The 22,596-nt window shown below is 56.3% G+C and carries 23 protein-coding genes; 7 read left to right on the forward strand and 16 right to left on the reverse strand.

Annotated features, from left to right (window positions below):
• The first annotated feature begins 126 nt into the window (after positions 1 to 126).
• Both crp and L2Y28_RS20630 read left to right on the forward strand, forming a co-directional pair.
• Positions 127 to 759 (forward strand): cAMP-activated global transcriptional regulator CRP, encoded by a 633-nt coding sequence (gene crp, locus L2Y28_RS20625; protein ID WP_000242758.1) that lies wholly within the window; start codon positions 127 to 129, stop codon positions 757 to 759.
• A gap of 57 nt (positions 760 to 816) precedes the next feature.
• Complete coding sequence (locus tag L2Y28_RS20630) at positions 817 to 2,904, forward strand: YccS/YhfK family putative transporter (protein WP_022649610.1); 2,088 nt, start codon at positions 817 to 819, stop codon at positions 2,902 to 2,904.
• Here the strand turns inward: L2Y28_RS20630 and L2Y28_RS20635 are convergent.
• The 4 genes from L2Y28_RS20635 to ppiA form a co-directional block, all read right to left on the reverse strand.
• On the reverse strand, positions 2,901 to 4,121 hold the full coding sequence (locus L2Y28_RS20635) for an aspartate aminotransferase family protein (protein ID WP_022649611.1): 1,221 nt from the start codon (positions 4,119 to 4,121) through the stop codon (positions 2,901 to 2,903). The genes L2Y28_RS20630 and L2Y28_RS20635 overlap by 4 nt on opposite strands.
• A gap of 87 nt (positions 4,122 to 4,208) precedes the next feature.
• A complete protein-coding gene (gene pabA, locus L2Y28_RS20640; RefSeq protein ID WP_022649612.1) occupies positions 4,209 to 4,772 on the reverse strand; it encodes an aminodeoxychorismate synthase component 2 in 564 nt (187 codons plus the stop codon).
• A gap of 30 nt (positions 4,773 to 4,802) precedes the next feature.
• Positions 4,803 to 5,387 (reverse strand): putative adenosine monophosphate-protein transferase Fic, encoded by a 585-nt coding sequence (locus tag L2Y28_RS20645; protein ID WP_022649613.1) that lies wholly within the window; start codon positions 5,385 to 5,387, stop codon positions 4,803 to 4,805.
• Positions 5,388 to 5,492: 105 nt separating this feature from the next.
• Positions 5,493 to 6,065, reverse strand: a complete 573-nt coding sequence (gene ppiA / locus L2Y28_RS20650; RefSeq protein WP_022649614.1) for a peptidylprolyl isomerase A — start codon at positions 6,063 to 6,065, stop codon at positions 5,493 to 5,495.
• Between the two features lie 278 nt (positions 6,066 to 6,343).
• Between ppiA and tsgA the strand changes: the two genes are divergently transcribed.
• From tsgA to L2Y28_RS20675, 5 genes are all read left to right on the forward strand, one after another.
• Positions 6,344 to 7,528 (forward strand): MFS transporter TsgA, encoded by a 1,185-nt coding sequence (gene tsgA, locus L2Y28_RS20655; protein ID WP_022649615.1) that lies wholly within the window; start codon positions 6,344 to 6,346, stop codon positions 7,526 to 7,528.
• A 260-nt stretch (positions 7,529 to 7,788) separates the two neighbouring features.
• A complete protein-coding gene (gene nirB, locus L2Y28_RS20660) occupies positions 7,789 to 10,332 on the forward strand; it encodes a nitrite reductase large subunit NirB (protein ID WP_022649616.1) in 2,544 nt (847 codons plus the stop codon).
• Positions 10,329 to 10,655 carry a nitrite reductase small subunit NirD gene (gene nirD / locus L2Y28_RS20665; RefSeq protein WP_022649617.1) on the forward strand — a complete coding sequence of 109 codons (327 nt, stop codon included), beginning with the start codon at positions 10,329 to 10,331 and terminating at the stop codon, positions 10,653 to 10,655. Before nirB ends, nirD begins: the two co-directional genes overlap by 4 nt.
• A gap of 134 nt (positions 10,656 to 10,789) precedes the next feature.
• Positions 10,790 to 12,163: a siroheme synthase CysG gene (cysG, locus tag L2Y28_RS20670; RefSeq protein ID WP_022649618.1), complete on the forward strand. Its 1,374-nt coding sequence runs from the start codon at positions 10,790 to 10,792 to the stop codon at positions 12,161 to 12,163.
• 146 nt (positions 12,164 to 12,309) lie between these two features.
• On the forward strand, positions 12,310 to 12,480 hold the full coding sequence (locus tag L2Y28_RS20675) for a YhfL family protein (protein WP_003861638.1): 171 nt from the start codon (positions 12,310 to 12,312) through the stop codon (positions 12,478 to 12,480).
• 134 nt (positions 12,481 to 12,614) lie between these two features.
• Here the strand turns inward: L2Y28_RS20675 and trpS are convergent, their stop codons facing one another.
• The 12 genes from trpS to pilM form a co-directional block, all read right to left on the reverse strand.
• Complete coding sequence (gene trpS / locus L2Y28_RS20680; RefSeq protein WP_015571430.1) at positions 12,615 to 13,619, reverse strand: tryptophan--tRNA ligase; 1,005 nt, start codon at positions 13,617 to 13,619, stop codon at positions 12,615 to 12,617.
• Positions 13,612 to 14,373, reverse strand: coding sequence for a phosphoglycolate phosphatase (gene gph / locus L2Y28_RS20685; protein WP_022649619.1), 762 nt, complete (start codon positions 14,371 to 14,373; stop codon positions 13,612 to 13,614). Before gph ends, trpS begins: the two co-directional genes overlap by 8 nt.
• A complete protein-coding gene (gene rpe, locus L2Y28_RS20690; protein WP_003861634.1) occupies positions 14,366 to 15,043 on the reverse strand; it encodes a ribulose-phosphate 3-epimerase in 678 nt (225 codons plus the stop codon). The genes gph and rpe overlap by 8 nt, the downstream gene beginning before the upstream one ends.
• 39 nt (positions 15,044 to 15,082) lie before the next feature.
• Positions 15,083 to 15,895: an adenine-specific DNA-methyltransferase gene (gene dam, locus L2Y28_RS20695; RefSeq protein WP_022649620.1), complete on the reverse strand. Its 813-nt coding sequence runs from the start codon at positions 15,893 to 15,895 to the stop codon at positions 15,083 to 15,085.
• A gap of 67 nt (positions 15,896 to 15,962) precedes the next feature.
• The gene (gene damX, locus L2Y28_RS20700) at positions 15,963 to 17,261 is read right to left on the reverse strand and encodes a cell division protein DamX (RefSeq protein WP_022649621.1); all 1,299 of its coding nucleotides are present in this window, start codon (positions 17,259 to 17,261) and stop codon (positions 15,963 to 15,965) included.
• A 92-nt stretch (positions 17,262 to 17,353) separates the two neighbouring features.
• Complete coding sequence (gene aroB, locus L2Y28_RS20705; protein ID WP_022649622.1) at positions 17,354 to 18,442, reverse strand: 3-dehydroquinate synthase; 1,089 nt, start codon at positions 18,440 to 18,442, stop codon at positions 17,354 to 17,356.
• 57 nt (positions 18,443 to 18,499) lie between these two features.
• A complete protein-coding gene (gene aroK / locus L2Y28_RS20710) occupies positions 18,500 to 19,021 on the reverse strand; it encodes a shikimate kinase AroK (RefSeq protein ID WP_003861630.1) in 522 nt (173 codons plus the stop codon).
• A gap of 286 nt (positions 19,022 to 19,307) precedes the next feature.
• Positions 19,308 to 20,546: a DNA uptake porin HofQ gene (hofQ, locus tag L2Y28_RS20715; RefSeq protein ID WP_022649623.1), complete on the reverse strand. Its 1,239-nt coding sequence runs from the start codon at positions 20,544 to 20,546 to the stop codon at positions 19,308 to 19,310.
• Positions 20,458 to 20,862 (reverse strand): HofP DNA utilization family protein, encoded by a 405-nt coding sequence (locus L2Y28_RS20720; protein ID WP_032621951.1) that lies wholly within the window; start codon positions 20,860 to 20,862, stop codon positions 20,458 to 20,460. The genes hofQ and L2Y28_RS20720 overlap by 89 nt, the downstream gene beginning before the upstream one ends.
• Positions 20,852 to 21,304 carry a hypothetical protein gene (locus L2Y28_RS20725; protein WP_022649624.1) on the reverse strand — a complete coding sequence of 151 codons (453 nt, stop codon included), beginning with the start codon at positions 21,302 to 21,304 and terminating at the stop codon, positions 20,852 to 20,854. The genes L2Y28_RS20720 and L2Y28_RS20725 overlap by 11 nt, the downstream gene beginning before the upstream one ends.
• 3 nt (positions 21,305 to 21,307) lie before the next feature.
• Positions 21,308 to 21,802 carry a PilN domain-containing protein gene (locus L2Y28_RS20730; protein WP_022649625.1) on the reverse strand — a complete coding sequence of 165 codons (495 nt, stop codon included), beginning with the start codon at positions 21,800 to 21,802 and terminating at the stop codon, positions 21,308 to 21,310.
• Entirely contained in the window at positions 21,802 to 22,575 is a 774-nt protein-coding gene (pilM, locus tag L2Y28_RS20735) for a pilus assembly protein PilM (RefSeq protein WP_022649626.1), read from the reverse strand. The genes L2Y28_RS20730 and pilM overlap by 1 nt, the downstream gene beginning before the upstream one ends.
• Positions 22,576 to 22,596: the final 21 nt, after the last annotated feature.

Below are 22,596 nucleotides of genomic sequence, written 5' to 3' on the forward strand. Positions count from 1 at the left end.
ACTTTACTGGCTGCGAAACGTTACGACAGCCGACTTCCCAGGTATGGGTAAGAATTCGATTGCAACCCCAGAGTCCGGATGCATCTTATGACTCTGGTGACAGCTTATAACAGAGGATAACAGCGCATGGTGCTTGGCAAACCGCAAACAGACCCGACTCTCGAATGGTTCTTGTCTCATTGCCACATTCATAAGTACCCATCAAAGAGCACGCTGATTCACCAGGGTGAAAAAGCGGAAACGTTGTATTACATCGTTAAAGGCTCGGTGGCCGTGCTGATCAAAGATGAAGAAGGGAAAGAGATGATCCTTTCTTATCTGAACCAGGGCGATTTTATCGGTGAACTGGGCCTGTTTGAAGAAGGCCAGGAACGTAGCGCCTGGGTTCGTGCAAAAACAGCATGTGAAGTGGCTGAAATTTCTTACAAGAAATTCCGTCAGCTGATTCAGGTCAACCCTGACATCCTGATGCGTCTTTCTTCCCAGATGGCACGCCGTCTGCAAGTGACCTCTGAGAAGGTGGGTAACCTCGCCTTCCTGGACGTGACCGGTCGTATCGCGCAGACTCTGTTGAACCTGGCGAAACAGCCAGACGCCATGACCCACCCTGACGGTATGCAAATTAAAATTACCCGCCAGGAAATCGGTCAGATCGTCGGCTGCTCCCGTGAAACAGTGGGCCGTATCCTGAAGATGCTGGAAGACCAGAACCTGATCTCCGCCCACGGTAAAACCATCGTGGTTTACGGGACCCGTTAATTCCGGTAAAACGGCGTGCCGCCGCAGGGTGGCACGCCGTTTTTGTCTCTACTCCTTATGTGGCGCAGGCTGATCTATCACCCGGAAGTTAACTACGCACTGCGACAAACGCTGGTGTTGTGTCTTCCCGTGGCCGTGGGCCTGATCCTCGGACATCTTCAGCAAGGCCTGCTGTTTTCCCTCGTGCCCGCCTGCTGCAACATTGCCGGTCTGGACACCCCGCATAAACGCTTTTTCAAACGCCTGATTATTGGCGGCTGCCTGTTTGCCGGCTGTAGCCTTGCCGTGCAACTCTTACTGGCCCGCGACATTCCTCTGCCGCTGATCCTGACCGTGCTGGCGATGACGCTTGGCGTAACCGCTGAAATCAGCTCGCTGCACGCCCGCCTGCTTCCCGCGTCGCTGATTGCCGCCATCTTCACCTTAAGCCTTGCGGGCAATATGCCGGTGTGGGAGCCATTGCTGATCTACGCCCTCGGCACGCTGTGGTACGGGCTGTTTAACTGGTTCTGGTTCTGGTTGTGGCGGGAACAGCCGCTTCGCGAATCCCTGAGCCTGCTCTACGTGCAGCTTGCTGAATACTGCGAAGCAAAATACACCCTGCTCACGCAACATACCGACCCGGAAAAATCCCTGCCGCCGCTGCTGGCACGCCAGCAAAAAGTGGTGGATCTGATCAGCCAGTGCTATCAGCAGTTGCACATGCTTGCCGCCAACAAAAATCATGAATATAAGCGGCTGCTGCGTACCTTCCAGGTCGGGCTGGATTTGCAGGAGCATATTTCCGTCAGCCTTCATAATCCGGAAGAGGTGCAAAAGCTGGTGGAGCGCAGCCATGCGGAAGCGGTGATCCGCTGGAACGCGCAGACCGTCGCGGCGCGCCTGCGGGTGCTGGCTGACGATATCCTCTATCACCGCTATCCGACGCGCTTTAACATGGACAAACAGCTCGGCGCGCTGGAAAAGATTGCGCGTCAGCACGCGGATAACCCGGTCGGGCAGTTTGCCGCCTGGCATTTCAGCCGCATCGCCCGGGTGTTGCGCACCCAGCGCCCGCTTTATACCCGGGACCTGATGGCCGATAAGCAAAAACGACTGCCGTTGCTGCCTGCGCTCAAAAGCTACCTGTCACTGAAGTCTTCCGCCCTGCGCAACGCCGCAAGAATTAGCGTCATGCTCAGCATCGCCAGCCTGATGGGAATGGCCCTGCACCTGCCGAAACCCTACTGGATCTTAATGACCGTGCTGTTTGTCACCCAGAACGGCTATGGCGCCACGCGGGTGCGCATTCTGCATCGGGCGGGCGGCACGATGGCGGGGCTGATTATCGCGGGCGTAACGTTGCACTTCCACGTGCCGGAAGGGTATACGCTGGTCGGCATGCTGGCGATTACGATGGTGAGTTATCTGATCATCCGTAAAAACTACGGCTGGGCGACGGTGGGCTTTACGGTAACGGCGGTGTACACCCTGCAGTTGCTTACGCTCAACGCCGATCAGTTAATTATTGCCCGCCTGGTCGATACCCTGATTGGCTGCCTGATCGCCTTTGGCGGCATGGTCTGGCTGTGGCCGCAGTGGCAAAGTGGATTACTGAGGCAAAACGCCCACGACGCGCTGGAGGCGGATCAGCAGGCCATTCGCCTGATCCTGAGCGACGACCCGCAGCCGTCTCCGCTGGCCTACGAGCGCATGAAGGTCAACCAGGCGCATAATGCCCTGTTCAACTCCCTTAACCAGGCCATGCAGGAGCCGGGCTTCAACTCGCACTATCTGGCAGACATGAAGCTGTGGGTCACGCACAGCCAGTTTATCGTCGAACACATCAATGCCATGACCACGCTGGCGCGCGAGCACACCATGCTGACGCCGGATCTGGCGCAGCGCTATTTGCAGTCGTGTGAAATTGCCCTCCAGCGCTGTCAGCAGCGTCTGGAGTACGACGCTCCGGGCGAGTCAGGGGATTCGAACATTCTGGAAGCGCCGGAGACGCTGACCCACGGGCCGATGAGCACCCTTGAGCAGCATTTACAGCGCGTTCTCGGGCATCTCAACACCATGCACACCATTTCGTCGGTGGCATGGCGTCAGCGTCCGCATCACGGGATTTGGTTAACGCGCCGGTTAAAACGAACCGCGTATTAGCCTCTGACGATCTTCGCCACCGCCGCAGCAAAACGGGTTAACCCGTCTTCGATGTCTTTGTCTTCCACCACCAGCGACGGCGCGAAGCGCATCACGTCCGGCCCGGCGTTGAGCACCATGACGCCTTCGTGCGCGGCGGCGTGCAGGAAATCGCGCGCGCGGCCTTTGTACTGAGGCTTCAGCTCGGCGCCGATCAGCAGTCCCATCCCGCGGATTTCACTGAAGACATCAAACTGTTCGTCAATCTGCTGAAGATGTTTCACAAAAAGGGCGCGTTTCGCATTCACGCCATTCAGGACGTCCGGCGTATTAATGATGTCGAACGCCGCTCCCGCCACGGCGCACGCCAGCGGATTACCGCCGTAAGTGGAGCCGTGTGAGCCCACATGAAATGCGGAAGCAATATCCTGGGTGGTGAGCACCGCGCTGACCGGGAAACCGCCGCCGAGCGCTTTCGCGCTGGTCAGAATATCCGGCGTTACGCCGTAGTGCATATAAGCGAACAGGTCTCCGGTACGCCCCATCCCACACTGCACTTCATCAAACACCAGCAGCGCCTGGTGCTCGTCGCACAGCTCACGCAGACCTTGCAGAAATTCCGGGGTGGCCGCCGTGACGCCGCCTTCCCCCTGAATGGGTTCGACCACCACGGCACAGGTGTGATCGTCTATCACCGCTTTAACGGCGTGCAGATCGTTAAACGGCACGTGGATGATATCCGCAGGTTTCGGACCAAAGCCGTCGGAATACTTCGGCTGGCCGCCAACGGAAACGGTAAAGAACGAGCGACCGTGGAAGGCGTTATGGAAGGCGATGATTTTGGTTTTGTACGGACTATGACGCGTGGTTGCGTAGTAGCGCGCAAGCTTAAAGGCGGTTTCGTTGGCTTCGGTGCCGGAGTTCATAAACAGCACGCGTTCGGCGAAGGTGGCATCGATGATCTTACGCCCCAGACGCAGCGCCGGTTCGTTAGTGAACACGTTGCTGGTGTGCCACAGCGTTTCGCCCTGCGTTTTCAGCGCGTCCACCAGCGCAGGATGGCAATGGCCCAGCGCCGTCACCGCAATACCGCCTGCGAAATCAACATACTCATTGCCCTGCTGATCCCAGACGCGGCTGCCTCTCCCTTTCACCGGGATAAACTCAGCCGGTGCATAAATCGGCAGGATCACTTCATCGAATGTCGCGCGGGTAATTGCTGGTTGTTCAGTTGCCATGTCATGACCATCCATTTTTATGTCACAGTGATTGTGAAAATATAATCACAAAATATGCATAAAAAATCACAACAAGGCAACAGATATTCAGCGATTAAGGAAATTGGCCAGCAGTGCGTGCCCCTGTTCGCTGAGAATGCTTTCCGGGTGGAACTGCACCCCTTCCAGATCGTACTCGCGGTGGCGAATGCCCATGATTTCCCGGGTCTCACTCCAGGCGGTCACTTCAAAGTCTGCGGGCAGGGTCGGCGGATCAATCACCAGAGAATGGTAGCGCGTCACGGTTAACGGATTGTTTAGCCCCAGGAATACGCCGGTACCGGTGTGCGTGATCGGTGAGGTTTTGCCGTGCATGACTTTCGCGGCACGGACAATGCTGGCGCCAAAGACCTGCGCAATGGCCTGGTGACCCAGGCAGACGCCCAGAATCGGCAGCTTGCCCGCATAGTGGCGGATTACCTCCAGCGAGATACCGGACTCCGACGGCGTACACGGCCCGGGCGAAATCACGATTTTCTGGGGCGCCAGCGCGTCAATGTCAGCCAGCGCGATCTCATCGTTACGGCGGACAACCACCTCTGCCCCCAGCTCACAAAAATACTGGTAAAGGTTCCAGGTAAAGGAATCGTAGTTATCAATCAGCAGAATCATGGCGGCTCCTGAAAAAATGGCAGCCCTATTTTACTCAGATCCCCGCGCTTCGCTCACAACTTTGGCAAAGATAGCATTCAGGGCGGTCAGATCACCCATCGCCCCGCTCTGGTTGGCAGATGCCCAGTCGTCCGGGTCGATCCCCTGCCAGTTCAGCACGTAGCCCGCATGGATCGCCAGCTGTTCAAAGAAGATCCGCTGAGCCACGCCATTACCGCTCATAAACGGATGTAGCATGTTGATTTCACAGTAGTAATGACTGATTCCGTCTGTAAACTCTTCTTTCTGAAGGCCCACCAGATATTTATCGCTTTCCAGCGAAGCCATCAGCTCATTACCCACCTTCTCGATGTACTCGAAATGGCAAAATGGAATGTCGCCCTTGGAGATATCGGCGGTGCGCAGCTCGCCAGCGCCTTTCATTTCGTTGCGGAATAAATGGCGGTGAATAAGGCACAGATGGGGTAAACCCGGTGCAGAAGGCCCCAGTGCCAGCATCTCGATATCGGGTTCAGCGGGACCCTTGCCTTTTTCAAGGAGGCAACTGGCCTGAAGATTGGCGCTACGCTGTTGCTCCCAGAGTCGGGATTTTTGCTTGTCGGTGAGTTTTTTCACTACGCCTCCCTGAATAGTCCGTTTGCCACAAGTATAAGCAGCAAAACGCGCTTTCGCAGGGAGGGCGGAAAGACACGGGCAGGATGTGCCCGTGTGAGGGAACGATTACGGCAGCACTTTCGCGGAGAGAATCACCACTGGCTTAGACGGCACATTCTGGTATGGACCGACATCGTGAGTCTGAACCTGAGAGATCTTGTCCGCCACGTCCATGCCTTTCACCACTTTACCGAACACCGCGTAGCCAAAGTCGCGCTGGCCGTGGTCCAGGAAGGCGTTATCCGCCACGTTGAGGAAGAACTGGCTGGTGGCGCTGTCTTTATCCGCCGTACGCGCCATAGAAATGGTGCCGCGCTTGTTCAGCAGGCCGTTATCCGCTTCATTTTTGATTGGCGGGTTAGGCTTTTTCTGCTGCATCTGCTCGTTGAAACCGCCGCCCTGAATCATAAAGCCCGGGATCACGCGGTGGAACGTGGTGTTGTTATAAAAACCACTGTTCACGTAGTCGAGGAAGTTTTTCACGGAAACAGGGGCTTTCTGGCTATCCAGCTCCAGCTCAATATTCCCCGCAGAGGTAGTCAGCAGGACGTGAGGGTCTCCTTTGGCTGCCAGCGCAGCAGGGGAAACGGCAGAAAGAGCAAACACAGCTGCGACAGCCGCCAGTGTTGATTTGAGCATGAGAATTCCTTAACAAAGCGCAGTATAAAAAGCGAATGGCTTGATTCTAAAGAGCAGTATGACCCCAGACCAGTCTTTTACCTAATTTTACGAAATTGAAACAATTATTACCGCGCAAACGATTGTTCACCCCGCGATATAATGTGATCTCCATCACGTTAAAGCCTGCAATTGTGCTCAATATTTTCTGAAAAGATTTAATTAGATCACTTTCGCGACTAAAATCTGCCCGCTCAAACGCAGTCATTGCGTTTTTCTTTACTTTTAACAGGCCAGACATGACTAACAGCAATCGCATCAAGCTCACATGGATCAGCTTCTTCTCCTACGCCCTGACCGGCGCGTTGGTGATCGTCACCGGGATGGTGATGGGAAATATCGCAGACTACTTCCAGTTGCCCGTTTCCAGCATGAGCAATACCTTCACTTTCCTGAACGCGGGGATCCTGATCTCTATTTTCCTTAATGCCTGGCTGATGGAAATCGTGCCGCTGAAAACCCAGCTGCGCTTCGGCTTCGTGCTGATGGTTGCCGCCGTGGCGGGCCTGGTGCTGAGCCACAGCATCGCCCTCTTCTCTGCCGCCATGTTCGTGCTGGGCCTGGTAAGCGGGATCACCATGTCGATCGGTACGTTCCTGATCACCCATATGTATGAAGGCCGCCAGCGCGGCGCGCGTCTGCTGTTCACCGACTCCTTCTTCAGCATGGCCGGGATGATTTTCCCGATGGTCGCCGCGTATCTTCTGGCGCGCAGCATTGAGTGGTACTGGGTGTACGCCTGCATTGGTCTGGTCTATGTCGCGATCTTTATTCTCACCTTCGGCTGCGAGTTCCCGGTGCTGGGCAAAAAAGCGCAGACCACGTCTGAGCCAGTTGCGAAAGAAAAATGGGGTATCGGCGTACTGTTCCTTTCCATCGCCGCGCTGTGTTACATCCTGGGCCAGCTGGGCTTTATCTCCTGGGTTCCTGAGTATGCGAAAGGTCTGGGCATGAGTCTGAACGACGCGGGTAAACTGGTGAGCGATTTCTGGATGTCTTACATGTTCGGCATGTGGGCGTTTAGCTTTATCCTGCGCTTCTTCGACCTGCAACGGATCCTGACCGTTCTGGCGGGTCTGGCAACCGTGCTGATGTATCTGTTCATCAACGGTTCCCCGGAGCATATGCCGTGGTTCATCCTGACCCTGGGCTTCTTCTCCAGCGCGATTTATACCTCGATCATCACCCTTGGCTCTCTTCAGACCAAAGTGGCCTCGCCAAAGCTGGTGAACTTCGTGCTGACCTGCGGCACCATCGGCACCATGCTGACCTTCGTGGTCACGGGCCCAATTGTGGCGCACAGCGGCCCGCTGGCGGCGCTGCATACCGCTAACGGTCTGTACGCCGTGGTGTTCATCATGTGTTTCGTGCTGGGCTTTGTGACCCGTCACCGTCAACACAACCCGGCAACAGCTACCCACTAATCGCCGTAACCCCTTTGCGTACTGCAAAGGGGTTTTCCCCTGCTCACCCGCCCCGCCCGCCGATGGGTAAAAAACCCCACCAAAATTGTGCGAAAAACAAGCAAGCACAAAAATCAAACAATATCCGTCACTTATAAAAATCCTGACAAATCATAGATATACCCCCTAAGGGGTAGGTGAAGGCGTATTTGATTTGCATCAATAAGTGCCCCTGCTGAATCGTTAAGGTAGGCAGTAATAGAAAAGAAATCGAGGCAAAAATGAGCAAAGTCAGACTCGCTATCATCGGTAACGGCATGGTCGGCCACCGCTTTATTGAGGATCTTCTCGATAAAGCCGATGCTAACCAGTTCGATATTACCGTGTTCTGTGAAGAACCCCGCAAGGCGTACGACCGTGTGCACTTGTCTTCCTACTTCTCTCACCATACCGCCGAAGAACTCTCTCTGGTGCGCGAAGGTTTCTACGAGAAGCATGGCGTAAAAGTGCTGGTGGGCGAACGCGCTATCACCATCAACCGTCAGGAGAAAGTGATCCACTCCAGCGCCGGACGCACGGTTTTTTACGATAAGCTGATCATGGCGACAGGCTCGTATCCGTGGATCCCGCCGATTAAAGGTTCGGAAACCCAGGATTGCTTCGTTTACCGTACCATTGAAGACCTCAACGCCATTGAATCCTGCGCACGTCGAAGCAAACGTGGCGCGGTTGTCGGCGGTGGTCTGCTGGGTCTGGAAGCGGCAGGCGCACTGAAAAACCTCGGCGTTGAAACCCACGTCATCGAATTTGCCCCGATGCTGATGGCGGAGCAGCTGGACCATATGGGTGGCGACCAGTTACGCCGTAAAATCGAAAGCATGGGCGTGAAGGTTCACACCAGCAAGAACACCAAAGAGATCGTGCAGGAAGGCACTGAAGCGCGTAAAACCATGCGCTTTGCCGACGGCAGCGAGCTGGAAGTGGATTTCATCGTCTTCTCCACCGGCATTCGCCCGCGCGACAAGCTGGCTACTCAGTGCGGTCTGGCCGTTGCGCAGCGCGGCGGGATCATGATCAACGACACCTGCCAGACCTCCGATCCGGACATCTACGCCATCGGCGAATGCGCCAGCTGGAATAACCGCGTATACGGTCTGGTTGCACCTGGGTACAAAATGGCGCAGGTCGCCGTTGACCATATCCTCGGCAGCGAAAACGCCTTCACCGGCGCAGACATGAGCGCGAAGCTGAAGCTGCTGGGCGTGGACGTGGGCGGTATTGGCGATGCGCATGGTCGCACCCCGAACTCCCGCAGCTATGTTTATCTGGACGAAAGCAAAGAAGTCTACAAACGTCTTATCGTCAGCCAGGACAACAAAACCCTGCTCGGGGCGGTGCTGGTGGGCGACACCAGCGACTTCGGCAACCTGCTCCAGCTGGTGCTGAACGCCATTGAGCTGCCGGAAAACCCGGATGCGCTGATCCTCCCGGCGCACGCCTCCAGCGGTAAGCCGTCCATTGGCGTGGATAAACTGCCGGACAGCGCGCAAATCTGCTCCTGCTTCGACGTCACCAAAGGCATGCTGATCTCCGCCATTAACAAAGGCTGCCACACCGTTGCGGCGCTGAAGGCGGAAACCAAAGCCGGGACCGGCTGCGGCGGCTGTATCCCGCTGGTCACCCAGGTGCTGAACGCCGAGCTGGCAAAACAGGGCATTGAAGTGAACAACAACCTGTGCGAGCACTTCGCTTACTCTCGCCAGGAGCTGTACCACCTGATCCGCGTGGAAGGCATTAAGTCCTTCGACGAACTGCTGGAGAAACACGGCCAGGGCTATGGCTGTGAAGTATGTAAGCCTACCGTCGGTTCCCTGCTTGCGTCCTGCTGGAACGAATATGTGCTCAAACCAGAACACACTCCGCTTCAGGACACCAACGATAACTTCCTGGCCAATATTCAGAAAGACGGGACTTACTCGGTGATCCCGCGTTCTGCCGGGGGAGAAATTACCCCTGAAGGGCTGGTCGCCGTGGGCCGTATCGCCCGTGAGTTTAATCTGTACACCAAAATCACCGGTTCCCAGCGTATCGGCCTGTTTGGTGCACAGAAAGATGATCTGCCGGAAATCTGGCGTCAGCTGATTGAGGCGGGCTTCGAAACCGGTCACGCGTACGCCAAGGCGCTGCGCATGGCGAAAACCTGCGTGGGCAGCACCTGGTGCCGCTACGGCGTGGGCGACAGCGTGGGCTTCGGCGTCGAGCTGGAAAACCGCTACAAAGGTATCCGTACGCCGCACAAAATGAAGTTCGGCGTCTCAGGGTGTACCCGTGAATGTGCGGAAGCACAGGGTAAAGACGTGGGTATTATCGCCACCGAGAAAGGCTGGAACCTGTACGTGTGCGGTAACGGCGGGATGAAACCTCGCCACGCCGATCTGCTGGCTGCCGATCTCGATCGCGATACGCTGATCAAATACCTCGACCGCTTCATGATGTTCTACATTCGTACCGCCGATAAGCTGACCCGTACCGCGTCCTGGCTGGATAATCTCGAAGGCGGCATCGACTACCTGAAGTCAGTCATTATCGACGACAAGCTGGGCCTGAATGAACAGCTGGAATCCGAGATGACTCGCCTGCGCGAGGCGGTAATCTGCGAGTGGACCGAAACCGTGAACACGCCAGCGGCGCAGACGCGCTTCAAACACTTTATCAACAGCACCCAGCGCGACCCGAACGTGCAGGTGGTGCCGGAGCGTGAACAGCATCGTCCAGCGACCCCGTATGAACGTATTCCGGTGATGCTGGTGGAGGAAAACGCATGAGCCAGTGGGTAAACATCTGCAACATTAACGACATTCTGCCAGCAACCGGCGTCTGTGCCCTGCTGGGCAACGAGCAGGTAGCGATTTTCCGCCCTCGCCACGATGAACAGGTCTTTGCCATCAGCAATATCGACCCGTTCTTCGAGGCCAGCGTGCTCTCCCGCGGTCTGATTGCGGAGCACCAGGGCGAACTGTGGGTTGCCAGCCCGCTGAAAAAGCAGCGCTTCCGCTTAACCGACGGGCGCTGCATGGAAGATGAAAGCTTCTCGGTCAAACACTACGACGTCCGCGTGAAGGACGGCGAGGTGCAGCTGAAAGCGTAACCCCTCGCCTTTTCAATAGGAAAGGCTTATGACCCCTTATGGGTAACGGCAGGAAAAACCGTATGTTCTGTACGATTCCTGCTGTTATCCTGACGTCAATTCTTCCCCCGCCATGAATGCTGTGAGGTAACGTCGTGGATCACCTGCCGATTTTTTGTCAATTACGCAACCGCGACTGCCTGCTCGTGGGCGGCGGCGATGTGGCTGAACGCAAGGCGCGCCTGCTGTTAGAGGCGGGCGCCAGACTGACCGTTAACGCCCTCACCTTCGCCCCACAGTTTGACGTCTGGGCGCAGGAAGGGATGCTCACGCAGGTGCAGGGCGAATTTGATGAATCCCTGCTGGATACCTGCTGGCTGACCATCGCCGCAACGGATAACGATGACGTTAACCAGCGCGTCAGCGACGCCTGCGAAGCGCGCCGCATCTTCTGTAACGTGGTGGATGCGCCGAAAGAGGCGAGCTTTATCATGCCATCCATTATCGACCGCTCGCCGCTGATGATTGCGGTGTCGTCCGGTGGCCGCTCGCCCGTTCTTGCCCGTCTGCTGCGGGAAAAACTGGAAGCCGTGCTGCCTCAACACCTTGGTCAGATTGCCCATTACGCCGGGCAGCTGCGTTCCCGCGTGAAGCAAACCTTCGCAACCGTGGGCGAACGCCGTCGCTTCTGGGAGAAGTTCTTTGTCAACGACAGGCTGGCGCAGTCGCTGGCCAATCAGGACGCCAAAGCGGTTGAAGAGACGACCGAGCAACTCCTCTCTGAACCGCTGGATCATCGCGGTGAAGTGGTACTGGTGGGCGCAGGTCCCGGCGATGCGGGCTTGCTGACGCTGAAGGGTCTCCAGCAGATCCAGCAGGCGGACATCGTGGTGTATGACCGTTTGGTCTCTGATGACATCATGAATCTGGTGCGCCGCGATGCTGACCGCGTATTCGTCGGCAAACGGGCAGGTTATCACTGCGTACCGCAGGAGGAGATCAACCAGATCCTGCTGCGGGAAGCGCAAAAAGGTAAGCGCGTGGTGCGTTTGAAAGGGGGCGATCCGTTTATCTTTGGTCGCGGCGGCGAGGAGCTGGAAACTCTCTGCAACGCGGGCATTCCGTTCTCCGTGGTGCCGGGCATTACGGCGGCATCCGGCTGTTCTGCCTATTCCGGCATTCCGTTAACCCATCGCGACTATGCCCAGAGCGTGCGCCTGGTGACAGGCCACCTGAAAACCGGCAGCGAACTGGACTGGCATAATCTGGCCGCTGAAAAGCAGACGTTGGTCTTCTATATGGGGCTAAATCAGGCAGCCACGATTCAGGCGAAACTGCTGGAGCACGGCATGGAAGCAGATATGCCGGTCGCACTGGTAGAAAACGGTACCGCCATTACGCAGCGCGTGGTCGATGGCGTACTGACGCAGCTGGGCGAGCTGGCGCAGCAGGTTGAAAGCCCGGCGCTGATCGTGGTGGGCCGCGTGGTAGCACTGCGTGAAAAACTGAACTGGTTCTCCAGCCACTAACGCACAATCTCTCTCCCGGGAGTAGTCTTGAAGCGGACTACTCCCTTCTTACCTCAGTCGATAACATACCGCCCGCGTAATGGAACTTTTCCATTTATTCCCTCGTGTTACATCCAATTTTTTGATTTTATTGACAAGGAATGCGTATGTTCAAACTGGCAAAAGCTGCCGTTCTGGTCGGCCTGTTAACAACTCTGACGGCCTGCACCGGTCACGTTCAAAATACTAAAAATAATTGCAGCTACGATTACCTGCTTCACCCGGCGATCTCCATTTCGAAGATCATTGGCGGTTGCGGCCCGGCGGCACAGCAGTAAGCGTTTTTCAGGCGTAAAAAAACCGGGGATTTCCCGGTTTTTTTTCGTCAGTTTTGTCGGGTGGCGGCTCCGCCTTACCCGACCTACACGGTCCCGTAGGCCGGGTAAGCGTAAGCGCCACCCGGCAAAGCGGCTTAAGGTTTCGCCACAAACCCAATCGCGTCGTACACCGCTTTCAGGGTTTCGGAGGCGCGCGCGCTGGCTTTTTCCGCGCCCTCTTTCATCACTTTTTGCAGGAAAGCTTCGTCGTTACGGTAACGGTGATAGCGCTCCTGCAACTCGGTCAGCATGCCGGAAACGGCGTCTGCCACTTCGCCTTTCAGGTGGCCGTACATTTTGCCTTCAAAGTGTTTTTCCAGCTCAGGGATGCTCTGTCCGGTCACACCGGAGAGAATGTCCAGCAGGTTGGATACGCCCGCTTTGTTCTGCACGTCGTAGCGCACCACTGGCGGCTCGTCGGAGTCGGTCACCGCACGCTTGAGCTTTTTCACCACCGATTTTGGATCTTCCAGCAGGCCGATAACGTTGTTGCGGTTATCGTCAGACTTGGACATCTTTTTGGTCGGCTCCAGCAGCGACATCACGCGCGCGCCGGATTTCGGAATAAACGGCTCAGGCACTTTGAACACGTCGCCGTAAAGCGCATTGAAGCGCTGGGCGATATCGCGGCTCAGCTCCAGGTGCTGCTTCTGATCTTCGCCCACTGGTACCTGGTTGGTCTGGTACAGCAGAATATCTGCCGCCATCAGCACCGGATAATCAAACAGACCGGCGTTGATGTTTTCAGAGTAGCGCGCAGATTTATCCTTGAACTGGGTCATGCGGCTCAGCTCGCCGAAATAGGTGTAGCAGTTCAGCGCCCAGCCCAGCTGCGCGTGCTCTGGCACGTGAGACTGAACAAAAATGGTGCTCTTCTCGGGATCGATACCGCACGCCAGGTACAGCGCCAGCGTATCGAGCGTCGCCTTGCGCAGCTTCTCGGGATCCTGACGCGCGGTGATAGCATGCAAATCCACGATGCAGTAAATGCAGTGGTAGTCATCCTGCATGCTCACCCACTGACGTAACGCACCCATGTAGTTACCAATGGTCAGTTCACCTGAAGGCTGTGCGCCACTAAAAACGATGGGCTTAGTCATTATTCAATTCCTGATGTTCACTGTGCGAGAGCCCGAGTGCGGGCAACAAATCTTTGAAGTGGTCGAACACAACGTCCGGCTCACTCAGCGTAATGGCTTCACCGTAGTTGTAGCCGTAGGTCAAACCAACAGACGGGCAACCTGCCGCTCTGGCAGCCAGAATATCATTGCGGGAATCCCCGACAAAGAGCAGCTCCGCAGGCGCTAAGGATAATTTTCCTGCCACCAGCAATAGCGGTTCCGGATGCGGCTTTTTATTCTGCACGTCATCGCCGCCCACAATTACGGAGAAGTATTTCGCGATATCCAGCGCTTCCAGCAGAGGCGCAACGAACGGTGTTGGCTTGTTGGTCACCAGCCCCAGCGGGATGCCTTTCGCATGTAGCGCGCTCAGCGTTTCAGCGACATCCGGGAACAGGAAGCTGCCCTCTTCGACGGTCTCTTCGTAGAAACGGTCGAACAGTTTGCGCAGAATACGCTGCTGCTCATCCTGGGGAATATCCGCGTGGTCAACACTCGGTTTCCCTTGCGCAGAACGCTGAGAGGCACGTTCCTGACGAGCCCAGGTCAGCGCGCGCTCCATCAGCACGTCTGCACCGTTACCAATCCACCTCACGACGCGCTCTTCGCCCGCAACGGGGAGTTCAAGGGCATACAGCGCCTGATCGACGGCGCGGGTTAATCCTGGCGCGCTGTCGACCAGCGTGCCGTCGAGGTCAAATGCTACCCCCCGAATAGCCTGCAATTTATCCATGACTTACCTTCGCCAGTTCACGGCGCATTTCATCAATGACTTTTTTGTAATCCGGTTGATCGAAGATGGCGGAGCCTGCGACGAACATATCCGCCCCTGCCGCCGCAATCTCACCGATGTTATTGACCTTCACGCCGCCGTCCACTTCCAGACGAATATCATAGCCAGACTCATCAATGCGGCGGCGCACTTCACGCAACTTGTCGAGCGTCTGAGGAATAAACGACTGGCCGCCAAAGCCCGGGTTGACGGACATCAGCAGGATCACGTCCAGCTTGTCCATCACGTAGTCGAGATAGCTCAGCGGGGTCGCCGGGTTAAAGACCAGCCCCGCCTTACAGCCGTTCTCTTTGATCAGCTGTAGCGTGCGGTCAACGTGTTCGGAGGCTTCCGGGTGGAAAGTGATGATGCTGGCACCCGCCGCGGCGAAATCAGGCACGATGCGATCAACCGGTTTCACCATCAGATGCACGTCAATGGGCGCGGTGATCCCGTAGTTACGCAGCGCTTTAAGCACCATCGGACCGATGGTCAGGTTGGGAACGTAGTGGTTATCCATAACGTCGAAATGGACGACATCTGCGCCAGCCGCGAGAGCTTTGGCAGTGTCTTCACCCAGGCGGGCAAAATCGGCCGACAGAATTGAGGGGGCAATCAAAAACTGTTTCATCCGCATCTCCTTGAAATGTGTTTACCGGCGGGCAAAGGCTCAGGGTCGATAAAGCGCCAGAAGTTCGTCCACCTTTTTACGTGTGCCGCCGTTGCTGCTAATGCTACGCCGCACTTTTACCTGAAAATGCTTCGCGGCTTTGTACCATTCGCGCGTATCAGGCGTGTCGTGATTCGAAATTAACACCGGAATTCTTTTGCTGACCAGCTTTTCCGCCATCTCAGCCAGACGCGCCTGCTCGGCCGGGCTGAAGCTGTTGGTGTGGTAGGCGGTGAAATTTGCCGTGGCAGACAGCGGCGCGTAAGGCGGGTCGCAGTAGACCACCGAGTTTACGCCCGCCAGCTCCATGCACTCTTCATAGGAGAGACAGTAGAACTCGGCATTCTGCGCTTTTTCAGCAAAGTGATACAGCTCGTCCTGCGGGAAATAGGGACGCTTATAGCGGCCAAACGGCACGTTAAACTCGCCACGCAGATTATACCGGCACAGACCGTTGTAGCCATGGCGGTTGAGATAAAGAAACAACAGCGCGCGACGGAACGGGTCCTGGCTCTGATTAAACTCAGCGCGGAACTGATAGTAAATGTCCGGGTTGTTGTTCTCTGGCGTAAACAGCTTCCGCGCCTCTTCCACATACTCATCGGTACGCAGTTTGACGATGTTATAGAGGCTGATAAGGTCGCTGTTAATATCCGCCAGGATATAACGAGAAAAATCGGTATTCAGGAATACCGATCCAGCACCCACGAAGGGCTCGATAAGACACTCGCCTTTCGGCAGGTGCTTTTTAATATCGTCGAGCAGGGGGTATTTCCCCCCTGCCCATTTAAGAAAAGCGCGATTTTTTTTCATGCTGACTAACTGATTACACCTTCTCCGGCTGTGGAGAAAGCTCCGACAGCATCCTGCGCTTTAAACATTACTTCAGATCGGCCTGCACCTGATGAATTGGCTTCGCCCACGGGTTTTTCGCCTGCACATCGGCAGGCAGCGTGGAGACGGCTCGTTTTGCTTCATCTTTTGAGGCATAAACTCCGCTTACCAGAACGTACCAAGGCTGTCCGTTACGGGTCGTCTGATAAACCACATAGTTTTTCAGATTCGATTTCTTCGCCCAGGCGTTGAGGTTGTCGTAGTTAGACGAACTGCTCAGCTGCAACGTGTAGTTGCTGGATGATGCGGATTTCAGAGAACCCACGTTACCCGTCGTTTTACCTGCCGCGGTGCTGGATGCGCTAGCGGTTGGCGTAGCAGCCGGTGCCGCAGTTGCAGCAGGCGCGGTTGTGGTCGCCGTTGCTTTAGGTGCAGCGGTTGCCGCAGGCGTTGGCGCTTTAACCGGTTGGCTCACCGCAGGTTTTGTCTGCGCTGGCGCTTTCGTTTCTGGCGCTTTTGCCACGGTCTGCGGTTTCGTCTCACGCTTCGGCTCAATCACAGCCTGCTTACGCTCCTGACGCGGCGCAGTCTGGGTATGGCGCGGTTTGGTTTCCGTTGCCGCCGTTTGCTGCTGGGCATTGCTGCCATGAACTGGCGCAACGGTGGCAGGTTCAGTAGGCAGCGTGGAGTTCACCACGGCAGCGTTAACCTGCTCCTGATTCTGCGGCTGCGTCAGCGCGTTATTCAGATCGCCCTGAACTTCAACACGCTGCTGGCCCTCCGGCGTAACAGGCGCCTGGCCCTGAGTTGGGGTCGCAGAGACGGGCGGCAGAGAGATATCCTGACCGGCACTGGTGTTACCTGCGGTCTGCTCTGCGGAAGTGGTGCCCGGCGCTGGCTGAGCGCCATTCGCCTGGTTGCTCGCATCGTTACCAGACAGGTCGATGCTCTTCTCGGCAGACGCTGTCTGCTCGGTAGAATGGGTAGAAGGTGCTTTTAGCGCGGAACCAATGCCGACAATCAGCAATACCAGAACCAAAACGCCAAGGCCCATCATGATGTACTGACGGGAGGCCGGTTTTGCCGCTACCGCTTTTTTACGTTTGCGCGGACGACGTTCAACAGGCTGTTCATCCATTAACTCTTCTTCGGATTCATACTCCTCGTCTTCACGCTCATTTCGCGCATTACGGCTACGCGAAGGGCGACGATCGTCTGCATCCAGATCGACATCGTCAAAGTTGATCTGCGGCTCGTTATCACGTTCTGAAGATTGACGAGAACGACCAGTACGACGATCGCTGGGATCGGGTTTCAGCTCGTCTTCTGGTTTGAATTCATCCATTTAACACCCCACTCAAAGGCTTCTGCCAACGACTCTGCATTTACCTGAAGCTAAAACGACCACCTGTTACAGCAGCCTGACCTTTCTAGTTGTTACGCCTGCTGACAATCAGCAATAGCGCCAAGTACGACTTCGTGCGGCACTCCGCCGCGCACTTCACTTTTCCCTATTGCAAGCGGGAGTACCAGACGCATCTCACCTGCCAATACTTTTTTATCGCGCATCATGTGGGGAAGGTACGCCTGCGCAGACATTTCCTGCGGACCACTCACCGGCAAGCCAGCACGTTTAAGCAACGTGATGATACGTGCTGTCTCTTCCGGCCTGAACTGCCCCAGACGTTCAGAGGCACGGGCCGCCATGACCATTCCGGCAGCGACAGCTTCACCGTGAAGCCAGTTACCGTAGCCCATTTCGGCTTCGATCGCATGACCAAACGTATGCCCCAGATTCAGTAAAGCACGTAAGCCGGTTTCACGCTCATCTGCGGCAACGACTTCTGCTTTCAGCTCACAGCAACGGCGAATACAGTAGGCCATTGCCTGCCCATCGAGGCGCAGCAGCGCATCCATATTCTCTTCCAGCCAGGTGAAGAACTCACCGTCAAGAATAATGCCGTATTTGATCACTTCTGCAAGGCCGGACGCCAGTTCGCGCGCTGGCAAGGTTTGCAGACAGTCGAGATCCACCACCACCGATGCAGGCTGGTAGAACGCGCCAATCATGTTTTTGCCGAGCGGATGGTTAACCGCCGTTTTACCGCCCACAGAAGAATCGACCTGTGAGAGCAACGTGGTTGGAATTTGAATAAAGCGCACACCGCGCTGGTAGCTGGCGGCTGCAAAACCGGTCAGATCGCCCACAACGCCGCCGCCCAGGGCAAGCAGTGTTGTATCACGACCGTGCGGTTTTTGCAGAAGTGCGGTAAAGACGGTATCCAGTACCGTCAGGCTTTTGTACTGCTCGCCATCGGGCAGAATCACACTGTCGACCTTCACGCCCGCCTGCTCAAGCAGGTGGCGTACACGGTCGAGATAAAGCGGAGCCAGCGTCTCGTTGGTGACCAGCATCGCCTGATCACCCGCTTTCAGTGGTAAGAAGGAAGCTGGATCGTTAAACAAACCAGCCGCGATGGTGATAGGGTAACTACGTTCCCCGAGAGTAACTGTAATCCTCTCCATGACGCGACATCCACCTTAAATGCTTTTACCCGCAGGCGAGTGTATATAAAGCCAGAATCAGTTGCTTTCCAGCATATGAATAATCTGGTTTGCAACCACTTTAGCGCTTTGATCGTCAGTACGAATGGTCACATCAGCAATCTCTTCGTACAGAGGATTGCGTTCATCGGCCAAAGCTTCCAGAACTTCACGTGGCGGTGTTTCAACCTGCAACAACGGGCGCTTTTTATCACGCTGCGTGCGTGCCAGCTGTTTTTCGATGGTCGTCTCAAGATAGACCACTACGCCACGGGCGGAGAGACGGTTGCGGGTTTCGCGAGATTTTACAGAGCCGCCGCCTGTTGCCAGCACAATGCCCTGTTTTTCCGTGAGTTCGTTGATCACTTTTTCTTCTCGGTCACGGAAACCTTCTTCGCCTTCTACGTCGAAGACCCAGCCCACATCCGCTCCGGTTCGTTTCTCAATCTCTTGATCAGAATCGTAAAATTCCATATTGAGTTGTTGAGCTAACTGACGCCCAATAGTGCTTTTGCCGGCACCCATAGGCCCAACCAGAAAGATATTGCGTTTCTCTGCCATTTTTTCGGTACTACTAAGACTATTCGTTAATGGTAATCCCCGCTGCGCAGACACCCGGCGTAGCAGGACATGAACTGAAACCTCATTTGCAATAGAGCGAGAGTCAGACGAAAAATTATCTCAATACTCCGGCTTGTTTGGCAACTGATTAAATCACCGTTCCCGGCGCATAAGGAAATAAGACGTAAGTCCAACTCAAATCGGTACTCCTTGTATGCTAATTCATGCCCCACGTCAAACATCTGCAACAAACTGAATGCAAAATCATTGCGGGGATCGTTACCCATTAATGAATACTGACCAGACGTGGCGTGATAAACACCACTAACTCGCGCCGTTCGTTATCTTTTCCGTCATGGCGGAACAACTGACCCAGCCACGGAATGTTGCCCAGCACGGGCACGCTGTCGCGTCCGGTTTTATTCTTTTGCGAAAAGATCCCGCCCAGCGCGAGCGTTTCCCCACTTTTTACCTCTACCTGCGTTTCGATCTCCTGCTTATCAATCGCCAGCGTTTCGCCGTCCGCCTGTTGCAGCACCTGGCCAGGCATATTTTCACTGATATGCAGCTTCAGACGAACGCGGCCGCCCGGAAGCACCACCGGCGTGACCTCCATGCCTAATACCGCCTCTTTAAACTCAACGGAGGTCGCCCCGCTTTCGCCGCTGGAAACCTGATACGGGATTTCGCTGCCCTGCTTGATGCTGGCCGGCTGCATGTGTGACGCCAGTAGCCGCGGGCTGGCGATGATATCCACCTGCTGCTTTTGCTCAAGCGCCGACAACTCAAGATCCAGCATCCTGCCGTTGATGCGCCCGATATTAAACCCAACGTGTGTGGTTGCACTGGCCACCGACAGGTCAGCGCCCAACGTCGTGACCTGACCCGCCTTACCGGCCTCCGTTGCGTCAGCGAGGTTCCATTTCACCCCCAGTTCACGCAGGCATTTTTCACTGATGGTCACAATCTGCGCCGCCAGTTCTACCTGCTCGACGGGCAGATCCATCTGCGCTGCCCAGCGCTGGAGCATATCCACCACCGACTTGTTATCCCTGACCAGGAGACGGTTGGTGCGCTTGTCGACGGAGAGACTGCCTTTCGGGCTTAAGAGCTTTTCCGCCGCTTTTTGCAATTCGGCCGCATCCGCATAAGCAAACGGAATGCTGTGAGAGAGCAGCGGAGCGTCGAGCAGACGCTGGGCCCGCTCCTGCTCTTTACGCGTCTGTTGCTCCCGCTGCCAGGCCGCCGTATGCACATAAAAAATGCCGCCCTCTTCCCGCAATACCAGCCCGGCACTGTTCACTACCGTCTGAAGCGCCTGCCTCCAGGGCACCCGCGTTAGATTCAGCGAAAGCGAACCGCTGACATCCGGCGACACCACCAGATTGCGATCCTCCTGCGCTACCATCGCCTGTAATACCTGCACCACCGGGACATCATCCACCAGCAGGGTGACCGGTTTTGGCGTCGCGGCCCACAGGGGCTGGCTGAGTGCCGCCAGTAACAGCCCTATCCATATCTTCACTTTTTTTCGTTCCTTCTCGCTGCCATGTCCATCGCTTCGGCTCGCACATCTCGCCGACATCAACGGTCAGTTGTTGTGTATCTATCGCACTCACCCGCCAGCCTGGCGGTAACCGCATCTGCGTTTTTACCCGGTGCCAGCGGTTCTGCCCGTCCTGCATAAGGCCGATATCCCTGCTGCCGCTGACGACTCCCTGATACCGCCACTGGCTGAGTTGCCCTGCTGCGCAACGTTCTTCCGGCACGGAGAAGGGATCCCGCATCCCGGTCAGGAAAAGCGGAGAAAGCAGGATCAGCAAACGGGTTTTACTGCGCATGACCTATCTCCAGTTGCAGGCTAAGGCGTAGCTGTTTTCCCTGTGGGGTGATGGAAAACGCGCTCACCCGCACGTTCTCAAGCGCCAGCCGGGAAAAGAGCGCCGGAACTGCGCCCCACAAGGCATCCAGCGCCAGCTCTCCCCCACTCTGCTGCGGTTTCCAGTACACCAGCCTTGCGTCCTCACGCTGAAATGCCAGCGGAGAAAAGGGCTGCACCGGCTTCACTTGCGTAACCACAGGTCGCCGCCCGGCCTTCGGCCACAGCGAGGCGTTGATTCGCTTCGCACTGCTGGCCTGCACCTGAATATCGGCGTAGCACAGAGCAGCGGGTCTGAGCAGCGCTCCCCAAATCGCAAACGCAACGATCCCCGACGCGATCAACCAGCAAAGGACGCGCCGGGAAGGACGTGCATCTGTCCAGCGTTGATACCAGATGCCCACTGGCTACCTCCGGCTATGCAGTTGAAAAGAGAACATCCATCGCCCCTGGCTATCCTGTTGCAATTCGCCTGCCGGTCCGGGGTTAAACCCCGTCACCCTTTTCAGCGCATCGGTCATGGCGGAGAGCGTTGGGAGTGAGGTGGTATAGCCCGTCAGGATCAGCGAGGGTGGCTGATAACGCAGCGCCGTCAGCCACGCCTGCCGGGGCATTGCACTGGCAAGGGATTCAAGCGCGGGTTGCCATGCCACCGTCTCGGGCGGCTGCGAAGGGGGTTCCAGCCCCGCAGACTGCGGCTGACGGGCTTTCAATACCTTCTGCACCGCACGCGTTCCCGCCAGATCGCTCTGCAACGCCTGTGACGCGAGAGTCTGCGTCGCCCGAAGGCTGACGCCTCCCGCCAGCATCACCAACAATGAGGCGGTAAACAGCAGCCCCCAAAAACGCAGGCGCTGATTACGTTGCTGCCGACGCCAGGGTAAAAGATTGGGCATGCTCATTACGGCGCCTCGCTCATGGCCAGCGCCAGGGCGACGGTGTAATCAGCACCACATTCTGGCAACGGCGGCTGACACAGCGTCACCGCTTCCCACGGATCGCGGGCAGCATCAAACACGGCGATATCAGAAGGAGAAAGCGCAAGCAACGCCGCCAGCTCATTCACCGTCGCCGCTTCTGTGGTGTAGCGCCGCCCCCACTGGTGACGCATCGCCCACAGCCACTGGTGTTTATCCCTCCAGGCTACGCACCGGACGGGGGCAACAGCAGAGAGAAGATTAGCCAGTGCGCCGGCATCCGGGACGATTGCGGCCAGGCGCAAACGCAGCGCTTTCGCCAGCGACAACAGGGTATCGACCTCTCTGTTTTGCGCGGCGGTAACCTGAAAAGTGTTGCTGAACGTATCCTGCGCGTAGTCAAAGCAGAGCGTATCGGGAGGCATCTCCAGCTCACGCGCTAATGCGGCGCCTACCCAGGTGAGCTGTTCGCTGTCACGCAAGGTAACGGATGGACGGGGCAACGCGCGTTGCAGAACGCGCGTTGCCGGAAATGAGAGAAATACCCGATGCGAGTGCGGCAATGTTTTCCGCCAGCCACGTAATGCGTTAACCAGTTGTTCTGGCTTAAGTATTTTGCCTTCACCGATAACCCCGTCCGACAGCGGCACCGCCCACCAGCGCCGTAAACGCCAGCCGGCCCGCTCTCTGGTCAGCGCCACGGCAATCACCTTATCCTGTTGAATATGAACGCCTGTTTGCCACGTTTTAAAAGCCATACTTCACGATCTCCTTATCGC

Origin of the sequence: Enterobacter sp. JH25 (genome assembly GCF_021725435.1) — a bacterium.
Lineage (GTDB): Bacteria > Pseudomonadota > Gammaproteobacteria > Enterobacterales > Enterobacteriaceae > Enterobacter > Enterobacter intestinihominis.

Coding starts and splice junctions, on each gene's coding strand:
- crp (WP_000242758.1), top strand. CDS start 127: ATGGTGCTTGGCAAACCGCAAACAGACCCGACTCTCGAATGGTTCTTG.
- L2Y28_RS20630 (WP_022649610.1), top strand. CDS start 817: ATGTGGCGCAGGCTGATCTATCACCCGGAAGTTAACTACGCACTGCGA.
- L2Y28_RS20635 (WP_022649611.1), bottom strand. CDS start 4,121: ATGGCAACTGAACAACCAGCAATTACCCGCGCGACATTCGATGAAGTG.
- pabA (WP_022649612.1), bottom strand. CDS start 4,772: ATGATTCTGCTGATTGATAACTACGATTCCTTTACCTGGAACCTTTAC.
- ppiA (WP_022649614.1), bottom strand. CDS start 6,065: ATGCTCAAATCAACACTGGCGGCTGTCGCAGCTGTGTTTGCTCTTTCT.
- tsgA (WP_022649615.1), top strand. CDS start 6,344: ATGACTAACAGCAATCGCATCAAGCTCACATGGATCAGCTTCTTCTCC.
- nirB (WP_022649616.1), top strand. CDS start 7,789: ATGAGCAAAGTCAGACTCGCTATCATCGGTAACGGCATGGTCGGCCAC.
- nirD (WP_022649617.1), top strand. CDS start 10,329: ATGAGCCAGTGGGTAAACATCTGCAACATTAACGACATTCTGCCAGCA.
- L2Y28_RS20675 (WP_003861638.1), top strand. CDS start 12,310: ATGTTCAAACTGGCAAAAGCTGCCGTTCTGGTCGGCCTGTTAACAACT.
- trpS (WP_015571430.1), bottom strand. CDS start 13,619: ATGACTAAGCCCATCGTTTTTAGTGGCGCACAGCCTTCAGGTGAACTG.
- gph (WP_022649619.1), bottom strand. CDS start 14,373: ATGGATAAATTGCAGGCTATTCGGGGGGTAGCATTTGACCTCGACGGC.
- rpe (WP_003861634.1), bottom strand. CDS start 15,043: ATGAAACAGTTTTTGATTGCCCCCTCAATTCTGTCGGCCGATTTTGCC.
- dam (WP_022649620.1), bottom strand. CDS start 15,895: ATGAAAAAAAATCGCGCTTTTCTTAAATGGGCAGGGGGGAAATACCCC.
- damX (WP_022649621.1), bottom strand. CDS start 17,261: ATGGATGAATTCAAACCAGAAGACGAGCTGAAACCCGATCCCAGCGAT.
- aroB (WP_022649622.1), bottom strand. CDS start 18,442: ATGGAGAGGATTACAGTTACTCTCGGGGAACGTAGTTACCCTATCACC.
- aroK (WP_003861630.1), bottom strand. CDS start 19,021: ATGGCAGAGAAACGCAATATCTTTCTGGTTGGGCCTATGGGTGCCGGC.
- L2Y28_RS20720 (WP_032621951.1), bottom strand. CDS start 20,862: ATGCGCAGTAAAACCCGTTTGCTGATCCTGCTTTCTCCGCTTTTCCTG.
- L2Y28_RS20730 (WP_022649625.1), bottom strand. CDS start 21,802: ATGAGCATGCCCAATCTTTTACCCTGGCGTCGGCAGCAACGTAATCAG.
- pilM (WP_022649626.1), bottom strand. CDS start 22,575: ATGGCTTTTAAAACGTGGCAAACAGGCGTTCATATTCAACAGGATAAG.